The organism is Streptococcus sp. 339 (assembly GCF_013277285.1).
Taxonomy (GTDB): domain Bacteria; phylum Bacillota; class Bacilli; order Lactobacillales; family Streptococcaceae; genus Streptococcus; species Streptococcus pseudopneumoniae.
Genome location: NZ_VMMR01000115.1, coordinates 1 through 7840 on the forward strand (window position 1 = coordinate 1; position 7840 = coordinate 7840).

Consider the following 7840-nt stretch of genomic DNA (forward strand, 5'->3'; position numbering starts at 1 on the left):
TGAGGCGGTCAATCAGGCTTTAAAACTCATCTTAAAACAAGACAAGATTCTGTCCATCACGGCAGATAATGGTACAGAATTTAACCGCTTGTCTGATGTATTTTCTGAGGAACATATCTATTATGCGCACCCCTATGCCTCTTGGGAAAGGGGAACTAATGAGAATCACAACAGGCTCATTCGGAGATGGTTACCTAAGGGAACTAAGAAAACGACTCCCAAAGAAGTCGCATTCATCGAAAATTGGATTAATAACTATCCTAAAAAATGCTTGAACTACAAATCACCCAGAGAAGACTTCTTCATGACTAACTTGAACTTGAAATTTGGCAAAAGAGAATCAAGATTACTCCTGATTCTCCATTTTTATGCAATATCAAATTTCAATTGGCCTGCTTTGACACCAATCTTAAGTGTGCTGCCTGCCACCAAATCTCCCTTAAGAAGAAGTTCTGCCAACTTGTCTTCCACTTCTGTTTGTAGGGTTCTACGAAGTGGACGAGCTCCCATCTCTGGGTCATATCCTTGATTTGCCAACAATTTCAGTGCAGAAGCTTGTAATTTCAAGTCAATGCCTTTTTCAGCCAAACTTGCCACTAAAGGTTTGACCATAATCTTCACCACTTCCTGCATATGGTCACTAGACAGGCTATGGAAGACCACCTTTTCATCAATACGGTTGATAAACTCAGGTCTATAAGCCTTTTTCAGCTCTTCAAACATGCGTTTTTCCATATTTTCCTGGTCAAAACGAATATCCTTAGCTCCAAAACCGACGGTCTTGTCATCCCGAAGGGCTGTCGCACCAAGGTTTGACGTCATGATGATAATGGTATTTGAAAAGTCAACCTTGCGGCCCTTGCTATCGGTCAAGACACCATCATCCAAGACCTGCAAGAGCACATTAAAGATATCTGGGTGGGCCTTCTCTACCTCGTCAAAAAGGAGAACGGAATAGGGTTTGTTGCGAACCTTCTCGGTCAACTCCCCACCTTCTTCATAACCCACATAACCCGGAGGAGCTCCATTGAGACGGCTGGCTGCAAATTTCTCCATATACTCACTCATATCAAAGCGGATAAGGGCTGATTCGTCATCAAAGAGAACTTCTGCCAAAGCCTTGGCCAATTCGGTCTTCCCGACACCTGTGGGTCCTAGGAACATAAAAGAACCAATCGGACGCTTGTGACTGCGAATCCCTGACTGATTGCGGCGAATAGCACGGCTAACGCTTGAAACTGCTTGATCTTGACCGATGACACGCTTGTGTAGTTCAGCTTCCAAGTTCAGGTATTTCTTAGCGTCAGTCTGAGTCAGTTTTTGGACTGGGATACCTGACAATCGACTCAAGGTAGTCAAAATATCAGACTCTGTTACCAAGTCTTTATAGACAGGCACTTGCTCTTCTTTTGCGATTAGCTGAGCTGCCTGTTTCCACTTGCCATCCATCAAGGCCTTGTCAGCTGGACTCAAGCCTGAATCGTCTACTTTTACATGCTTAGCCTTATTTTGCACTGTTGCTGCTGCTTCATCTAAGAGGTCTATAGCAGAGTCTGGCAAATGGCGACTAGTCAAGTAACGATGGGCCATCTTAACGGCTGTTTCGACCGCTTCATCTGTGATTTGCACACGGTGATGTTTCTCATAAGTCGCCTTCAAGCCTTGCAAAATGGCCATGCTGTCTGCCACACTTGGCTCTTCAATCGTCACTTTAGCGAATCGACGAGAAAGGGCCGCATCTTTTTCGATGTGTTTTTGGTATTCTTCCTGAGTGGTGGCACCAACCGTTCTCAAAGTTCCACGCGCCAAGGCTGGCTTCAAAATATTGGCCGCATCCAGAGTCGAGTCAATCCCGCTACCAGAACCCATGATAGTGTGGAGTTCATCGATAAAGAGAATTACTTGGCCATCTTCCTCAATATCCTTGATGATATTATTCATACGCTCTTCAAAGTCACCACGGAAACGTGTACCTGCAACGACATTCATCAAATCAAGCTCCAACACGCGCATCTTAGCCATTTCCGCAGGTACATCACCACTAGCAATACGCTGGGCAAGACCAAGCGCCAGAGCTGTTTTCCCGACACCAGCATCCCCGACCAAGACAGGGTTGTTCTTAGTCTTACGGCTCAAGATTTGAATCATACGCGAGATTTCCTTATCCCGACCGATGACTGGTTCTAACTTGCCAGAACGCGCTTGCTCTGTCAAATCATGCGTATAGTCCTCGAGACCACCACTCGGAGTCTGCGGCATGCCCATCATATTGGCCATAGAATTTTGTTTGTCAGCCACAGTACGATGGCGTTGGCGTAAAGCCTTGAGATCTTCACGAGTCCAACCTGCCCGTTCTTCTAAATTTCGACGAAGAGCAGCAATCTTGACCTGATCTTTCTTGTCTTCATAAGAAAAACCAGCCCTCTCCAAAATACGAGTCGCCAAGGCATTGCCATCATGCAAAATCGCATAGAGGACATGCTCTGTCCCTAATACCTTAGCATGGACCACTGACGCTACATACTCTGCTTCGTCAAAAAGAACCTGCAAACGACGGGAGAACGGCAACTCCGTAAAAGTTTCATACTGTCTATAGTCCGTTTCAGTCAGTTCCAAAGCCACCTCTTCTAAACGGTCCATCTCATATGGATAATCGTTTAAAGTCGCCCCTGCCACACTATAACTGTGATTGGACATGGCAATCAACAAGTGCCAAGACTCTAGGTGACCAGCTCCAAAATGACCAGCAACCATGTAGGCACTTTCGATACATTCATTCAATGCTTTTGAATAGTTCATCTTACTTCCCTTTTCTATCTACCTCTTGTATGACCTGGCGTAGCATGTTTGCACGAAGGACTGGAGCTTCTTCTCCTAGAACGCGATCCAAAGCTACTGATACTAGCAAATTCATCTCTTGCTTGGTCATCAATTCCTGCTCAACCAAAAGCTGGAGAATATCCTCATAAGTTTCTTGACTAACTCGCTCGCCAATCGAATAAAGAAGCTCTCGGAGCATTTCATGATGACTAGAAAACTCAATCCGTCCTATACGAATATAACCTCCGCCACCACGCTTACTTTCAACCAAGTAGCCTCTACTTTCCGTAAAGCGTGTCTTGATCACGTAGTTAATCTGACTAGGAACAACCTGGAAGGTATCTGCCAACTGACTTCGTTGCAACTCCACGATACCAGATTGATCTAAAATCGCCTTGATGTAGGCCTCAATATGATCCGATGTATTTTTAAATCTCATTACAAACCCACCTCTCTTTGAACCTTGACTATCTTTGACTATTATACCGAAATTTTCTCATTTTTAAAAGAAAAAGGGCGCTGGTAAAGGATAATCTTCACCAACTCCCTATTTTTCTACTTATTCTAAGCCTAATTCTGCCAAGATTTGACGTTTGTAGGCAATCTTTTGGACTTCCTTGTCCTCATCTTCAGACCAGTCTAGTTTAATTTCTGAAACAATCTGCCCAGGGCGATTTTTCAAGATATAGATGCGGTCGCTGAGATTAAGAGCCTCCTCTATACTATGAGTAATAATCAATGTTGTCAGGTGCAACTGCTTGTGAATCTCAAGGTACCAAGCGTGTAGTTCCATCTTGGTCATCTCATCCAAGGCGCTAAAAGCCTCGTCTAAGAGAAAGAGCTTGTGCCCGAAAAGGTAAGTTCGAAGCAAGGCTACACGCTGGCGCATCCCGCCACTGAGTTCATGAGGGTATTTATCTCTTACAGCTGTCAACTGGAAGGTCGCAAGAATTTCATCCGCCCGGGCAATGGCTTCCGCCTTATCCACTTTTTGAATCAAGAGGGGCAGAATGATATTTCCAAGCACCGTCTTGTGCTCCAAGAGCAAGTCCTTTTGCAACATATAACTCACGCGCCCCTTGGGATTTTCTTCACCATCCAGGACAATTCTCCCAGACTGGACTTCTAAAATCCCAGCGATTAGATTAAAGAGAGTGGTCTTTCCAACACCGCTTGGACCTAGGATAGAAACCACTTCACCTGAAGTCACCTGCAGATTGATGTCCTCTAAAATCCTCTCCCGACCATAGGCATAACTGACGTGTTCTAGTCTTATTTCTGTCATTATTTCACAAATTCGTTGGTGAAGCCTTTATCTGTCAAGTCTTCTTTAAGGATACCATTTTCTTTATCCCATTTGTAGAAAGCATTCCAGCGAGCTGCGTCAAATTGACCCCACTTTTCCTTGTCGCTTGCGTATTCTTTTGACAAGTATTTTTGAGATTCGATGACAAAGTCACGTTTTTCCTTGAGTTCAGGTGCATTCTTGATGAGAATATCTGCAGCTTCTTCTGGATGTTCCATGGCATATTGGTAGCCTTTTTTGATGGCTTGGATGACTTTGCGAGCTTCTTCTTTGTTATCTTTCAGATAGTCGTTGTTTGCGATGATAACTGGTGAATAGTAGTCAAACTCCTTGACATAGTCTTTCAAGTACATGAAGTTAGCATCTACACCTTGAGATTTAGCAAGGATACCATCCCAACCGTAGTAAATCCAAGCAGTATCAAAGACGCCATTGGCAATCGGTGTGATTGAGTTTGAGTCGTTATTTGGTACTTTTTCAACCTTCTCAAAGTCTCCACCTTGAGATTCTACCAAGGTTTTCAACATAGCAAGTTCAGTTGGGTCATTCCATGTCCCATATTTCTTACCAACCAAGTCTTTTGGACTGCTTACATTATCAGATTTACGAGAGATGATTCCTGATGTATTGTGTTCAACAATAGCTGCAACGGCAGTGATTCCTGCTCCTTTTTCCAATTTCTTAGCCATGTAGTCTTGGAAATACACTGCAAATGGTGCCTTTCCGTTGATAACCAAGTCAGAAGAACTTTCTTCTGGTGGCAATTTCAAATCAACATCCACTCCAGCTTCTTTGAAATAACCTTTTTCCTTGGCAACATAAAGCCCTGTGTGGTTGGTATTTGGTGTCCAGTCTAGGATAAAGTCAACCTTCTTAAGTTCTGCCTCTTTGTTGTCTTTAGAAGCAGTTCCTTGACCACAGGCCACAAGCACAACAGCTACAAGAGCTGTTACAAGCGTTAAAAACACTTTCCATGTTTTCTTCATTTTGATTTCCTCTTTTCTTTTTCAGAAACATTCTAATTCTACGAACGTTTCCATTTAATAACATATTTTTCACTAATATCGACCAACTTCATACCCAAAAGGCTGATAATCGATACCAGAATAATAATAGCGAACATGGTATCATACTGAAACAATTTCTTGGACTGAATCATATAAACACCAAGCCCCTCAAAGCCTCCCAACCACTCAGATACCACTGTTGTGATAAAAGCGTAGGAGACACTGACCCTCAGACCAGCATAAAAGTAGGGCAGGCTGACTGGAATTTTAAAATGCCACAGGATTTGCCAAGGCTTGGCCCGCATCAGACTAAACAAGGTCAGCATATCCTTATCGCAATGCCTAAAACCGTCCAAAATGCTGACGATGATGGGAAAGGTTGTCGTTAAGATAATCAAGACAATCTTGGGCAAAATCCCATAACCTAGCCACAAGACCAGGATAGGAGCTATGGCAATGGTCGGAATGGTCTGAATGACCACCATCATAGGGTAAATCAGGTCATTGAGCCAAGTCAAACTATCCATGAGCACAGCCATGAGACAGGCAATCAAGACTCCCAAAATCAGCCCCAGTAAAGCCACTCTCAAAGTCGCCCAGCTATGGTGCCAGAGAAATTCTCTATCACGCACAAAAGACTGGAGGATTTCAAGAGGTGTCGGCAGGATAAACTTGGGGAGAAGTTTAAGAAAACCTGCTAACTGCCAGATTGACAAGACTCCCAGAAAACCCAATAGACTAATGTGTCGTCTCAGCATACTTTTCAAGCTTCTCATCAATACTTAAAATCTCTCCTACATTTATTTTGACATTGGCAAAGACATTATCTGCCTCCTGCCCTGCCACTTCCAGCGCTTCTTTTAGAATGCGCATAAGCTCATCAAACTCCCCTTCCAAGACCGTTTCAAATGGTGTCACCACCATGGTCACTTCTTGAGCTTGCAGATAAGCAATGACCTGATCAATAACAGCTATCCGATCAATCCCCTGTGCTAGGGGTAAAACTTGCAAGGCGATGCTTGCTTTCATAAAAACCTCCTCTTCTCGTTTTCCTTTGACAAAAAGAAAAACCTTTACCATATATGGAAAAGGTGCAAAATCAGACTAAGTATCGTTCCCTCCGCTGGCATTACCCAGATCAGGTGCGGTCGAAGTTTAACACTTCCTCTCAGACTGTACACAGACTCCCATATATTATATGTATATATGATAGCGCAAAATAAGAAAAATGTCAAGGAAATTGCTTAATCGAGTAGGGGATAATCTCTAGCCCCTCTCACACCACCGTACGTGCCGTTCGGCATACGGCGGTTCAACTAACTTTTAACGCATGTCGTTCAAGGTAATAATCCAAACACGAAACCAGTCCACGTTTTTCAAGGACTGGTTTTGATATAGCACGTTTAAGTACCGACTTCTGAGCTACTAATTGGTAGTGGTCGCCCCAGCCAGATACCTTATCTGCTATCCATTTAGGAACTCCTAACTTAAGCAATCCCCATAATCGTCTCGATTTCTTCTTCCATTGCTTCCAGATAATCACTCGTAGGCGAGTACGCAAGCGCTCATCTATGCTGGCGACTATACTTTTCATATTTCCCAATGAGAAATAGTTTATCCATCCTCGAATAGACAAATTCAGTTGCTCAATACGTCTTGTTAAGTCTATACTCCATTTCCTCTGTGTTAGTTTCTTCAATTTAAGCTTAAATCTCCGAACACTATCTTGATGGGGACGACTTTTCCAACCATCTGATGATTTCCAGAACCCAAAACCTAGATATTTCAACTCTCTTGGTCTGGTAATCTTAGTCTTGGTCATATTTACTTTCAAACCTAGCCGTTTCTCAATAAAACGACTGACTGAATACATCACACGCTTAGCGGCTGCCTCGCTTCCGACCGTCATCACACAATCATCTGCGTAGCGCACAAATCGAAGTCCTCTCTTTTCTAATTCCTTGTCCAATTCATTAAGCATGACATTGGATAAGAGAGGAGATAAATTTCCTCCCTGTGGTGTACCAACTAGCGTTTTATGACGCTGACCATTAATGATAACACCTGAATGAAGATACTTACGAATCAAGGATTCCGTATCTCCGTCTTCGATAATATTATGTACTAAGGACATCAATCTATCTTGAGGAACCCTATCGAAAAATTTCTCTAGGTCTATATCCACTATCCACTCATAGCCGTCATTTAAGTACTCTAAGAGCTTTATGATGGCTTTTTCACATGACCTATTTGGTCTGAAACCATAACTCGTATCTGAGAAATGGGGTTCACAAATGGGGCTCATGACTTGGACAATGGCCTGTTGAATCATTCTATCCATAACTGTTGGAATTCCTAGTTGACGGATGCCTCCGTTTGGTTTAGGAATCTCAACTCTAAGAACTGGTTGAGGCTTATATTTTCTCTGTTTTATCAGTTCCTTAGTCAAGCGCCAGTTTTGTCTGAGATAATTATCCATCTCTTCTATAGTCATTCCATCAATCCCAGCTGAGCCTTTATTGGATTTTACTTGATTGTAGGCTTCCAGCATATTTTCGCGTGATACTATCTTATCTAGCAATTTTGACATGTGCGTATTCCTTTCTTGTTTTGGTGCCTGAGGGACATCTTATATTGGTGAGCCTTCATCTAGTCAATACGTGACAGACTCCAGTTCTATCAGACCTCTCGTTTTACAGACACAAGT

7 protein-coding genes, 1 pseudogene and 1 riboswitch are annotated in these 7840 nt (G+C 43.0%); of the genes and pseudogenes, 1 reads left to right on the forward strand and 7 read right to left on the reverse strand.

Going from position 1 to position 7840, the window contains the following annotated elements:
- A partial coding sequence (locus HT736_RS11870) for an IS30 family transposase (RefSeq protein ID WP_240154036.1) occupies window positions 1-529 on the forward strand: 529 nt, incomplete at its 5' end.
- Here HT736_RS11870 and HT736_RS10990 read toward each other — a convergent pair.
- From HT736_RS10990 to ltrA, 7 genes and pseudogenes are all read right to left on the reverse strand, one after another.
- Window positions 418-2799 (reverse strand): annotated as a pseudogene (locus tag HT736_RS10990) (ATP-dependent Clp protease ATP-binding subunit); the annotation flags it as partial. The gene HT736_RS11870 and the pseudogene HT736_RS10990 sit on opposite strands and share 112 nt — an antisense overlap.
- A 1-nt stretch (window position 2800) precedes the next feature.
- Window positions 2801-3259, reverse strand: a complete 459-nt coding sequence (locus HT736_RS10995) for a CtsR family transcriptional regulator (RefSeq protein WP_023936792.1) — start codon at window positions 3257-3259, stop codon at window positions 2801-2803.
- A 120-nt stretch (window positions 3260-3379) separates the two neighbouring features.
- A complete protein-coding gene (locus HT736_RS11000) occupies window positions 3380-4105 on the reverse strand; it encodes an ABC transporter ATP-binding protein (protein WP_000136235.1) in 726 nt (241 codons plus the stop codon).
- The gene (locus HT736_RS11005) at window positions 4105-5112 is read right to left on the reverse strand and encodes an ABC transporter substrate-binding protein (protein WP_000754546.1); all 1008 of its coding nucleotides are present in this window, start codon (window positions 5110-5112) and stop codon (window positions 4105-4107) included. The genes HT736_RS11000 and HT736_RS11005 overlap by 1 nt, the downstream gene beginning before the upstream one ends.
- A 38-nt stretch (window positions 5113-5150) precedes the next feature.
- Window positions 5151-5909: an ABC transporter permease gene (locus tag HT736_RS11010; protein ID WP_172931043.1), complete on the reverse strand. Its 759-nt coding sequence runs from the start codon at window positions 5907-5909 to the stop codon at window positions 5151-5153.
- Window positions 5872-6162: a thiamine-binding protein gene (locus HT736_RS11015; protein WP_000647658.1), complete on the reverse strand. Its 291-nt coding sequence runs from the start codon at window positions 6160-6162 to the stop codon at window positions 5872-5874. Before HT736_RS11015 ends, HT736_RS11010 begins: the two co-directional genes overlap by 38 nt.
- Window positions 6163-6231: 69 nt before the next feature.
- Window positions 6232-6334, reverse strand: a riboswitch (TPP riboswitch).
- A gap of 111 nt (window positions 6335-6445) precedes the next feature.
- The gene (ltrA, locus tag HT736_RS11020; RefSeq protein ID WP_172931044.1) at window positions 6446-7723 is read right to left on the reverse strand and encodes a group II intron reverse transcriptase/maturase; all 1278 of its coding nucleotides are present in this window, start codon (window positions 7721-7723) and stop codon (window positions 6446-6448) included.
- Window positions 7724-7840: the final 117 nt, after the last annotated feature.

Coding starts and splice junctions, on each gene's coding strand:
- HT736_RS10995 (WP_023936792.1), bottom strand. CDS start 3,259: ATGAGATTTAAAAATACATCGGATCATATTGAGGCCTACATCAAGGCG.
- HT736_RS11000 (WP_000136235.1), bottom strand. CDS start 4,105: ATGACAGAAATAAGACTAGAACACGTCAGTTATGCCTATGGTCGGGAG.
- HT736_RS11005 (WP_000754546.1), bottom strand. CDS start 5,112: ATGAAGAAAACATGGAAAGTGTTTTTAACGCTTGTAACAGCTCTTGTA.
- HT736_RS11010 (WP_172931043.1), bottom strand. CDS start 5,909: ATGAGAAGCTTGAAAAGTATGCTGAGACGACACATTAGTCTATTGGGT.
- HT736_RS11015 (WP_000647658.1), bottom strand. CDS start 6,162: ATGAAAGCAAGCATCGCCTTGCAAGTTTTACCCCTAGCACAGGGGATT.
- ltrA (WP_172931044.1), bottom strand. CDS start 7,723: ATGTCAAAATTGCTAGATAAGATAGTATCACGCGAAAATATGCTGGAA.